3 protein-coding genes are annotated in these 1,611 nt (G+C 34.2%); 2 read left to right on the forward strand and 1 reads right to left on the reverse strand.

Annotated elements, in window-relative coordinates:
• Positions 1–312: SbcC/MukB-like Walker B domain-containing protein (locus AC11ZT_RS01930; RefSeq protein ID WP_484057991.1), on the forward strand; the 312-nt coding region annotated here is incomplete at its 5' end.
• A 247-nt stretch (positions 313–559) separates the two neighbouring features.
• On the opposite strand, the gene AC11ZT_RS01935 is transcribed toward AC11ZT_RS01930, so the two are convergent.
• Entirely contained in the window at positions 560–754 is a 195-nt protein-coding gene (locus AC11ZT_RS01935; RefSeq protein WP_484057992.1) for a cold-inducible protein YdjO-related protein, read from the reverse strand.
• A gap of 578 nt (positions 755–1,332) precedes the next feature.
• On the opposite strand from AC11ZT_RS01935, the gene AC11ZT_RS01940 reads away from it, so the two are divergent.
• Positions 1,333–1,605, forward strand: coding sequence for an HU family DNA-binding protein (locus AC11ZT_RS01940; protein WP_484057993.1), 273 nt, complete (start codon positions 1,333–1,335; stop codon positions 1,603–1,605).
• Positions 1,606–1,611 lie beyond the last annotated feature (6 nt).

The following is a 1,611-nucleotide window of genomic DNA, read 5'->3' on the forward strand; positions in this document are numbered from 1 at the left end:
CGTGATGTGAAAACTCTATCAGGTGGAGAAAAATTTAATGCTTCTCTATGTCTAGCACTTGGAATGGCGGATGTTATTCAGTCTTATGAGGGTGGTATTAGTATTGAAACAATGTTTATCGATGAAGGGTTTGGTTCACTTGATGAAGAGTCGCTCATGAAAGCAATAGATACGTTAATAGATTTGCAGAAATCAGGGCGGATTATTGGGGTCATTTCACATGTACAGGAACTAAAGCAAGCGCTCCCAGCCTCATTAGAAGTGACAAAGAGTAAGGATGGATTTAGTCAAACGAAATTTGTTATAAAGTAATGTTATAAACTAGGGAATAGAAATAGTAATATGTTCGTAAAGAATACTATAAAAAGGGGAAATGATAGGCATACTATACATCATGTAAGGAGGGTATGCCTATGACTGTTTTGAAATTTTTTCAGTATGTATGTAGCTTGCTTGCCATCGCTTGCCTAGTTTTTACATACTATCAAATGATGAAAAGTAAGAATCATGATCGTGAATAACAAAAAAAGCTAAGCCTGGAATGGCTTAGCTTTTTTTGTTAATTCGATAATTCGTATAACATACGAGTTTCCGTTTTCATTTTTGATTTACATAAAGGGCAGGTAGGTACTTCGCTTAGAGAAAATTCTTTACGCATCCATCCCTTACAATCTTCTGCCTCGCAAGCCCAAACTTCAACTTCTTCTAATTTGCGTTCTTGCTGCATAATGTCTTTTTTCTTATTCCAATTCATGAAATCACTCCTTCTTAAATTAAGAATAAGGCTGAAATAAATAAAGACTGCTAACGAATCTGTTAACAGCCTGTATCCTCTTGTAAGGAAAGAAAAATGACTTTATCCCTAAAGGGATTACGGTGGCCTCGTTCAATTTTTAAATAATTTAGAACCTGTTTCATATAACTTGGAACGAATACAAAGGCTCCTTATTCGTTGAAACAAGTTACCATGCATGACATATTTATTTATAAAAAAATGATTCACACATTGGCAAGCTTCGTAGACAAAATAGCACTGCTTGACAAAATGTGAATTATAAATAAGATGCATTCATATAAATTCATTGTATCACAATTTCAAAATTATAGCAATGTCAATACGATAGTAACTTTTTTATGTCAATACTTTTTTTATACAAAAACGGGATCCGTATGTTGAGCACACAGAATATCAAATATTAATGTGTGCTCATGAAAGAACACTTGGTGTATTCATTGGCAAAATGAGAAGAAATAACAGATATGACTTGTACAAAAGCCGTATTGTGAGTTATAATAAAGCCCTCATCAATAGTATAAATAGAGGTGGCAAACATGAATAAAACAGAATTAGTTAAAAAAGTAGCAGAAGCAACAGAATTATCACAAAAAGATGCAACAACAGCAGTCAATGCAGTTTTCGAAACTGTAACAAAAGCTTTAGCATCTGGTGAAAAAGTACAATTGATTGGTTTCGGAACATTTGAAGTTCGCGAACGCGCAGAACGTACAGGCCGTAACCCACAAACAGGTGCTGAAATTACAATTGCTGCAACAAAAGCACCAGCATTCAAAGCAGGAAAAGAACTAAAAGCAGCTGTAAAATAATACATA

The sequence above is a fragment of the Ectobacillus sp. genome, assembly GCF_056992975.1.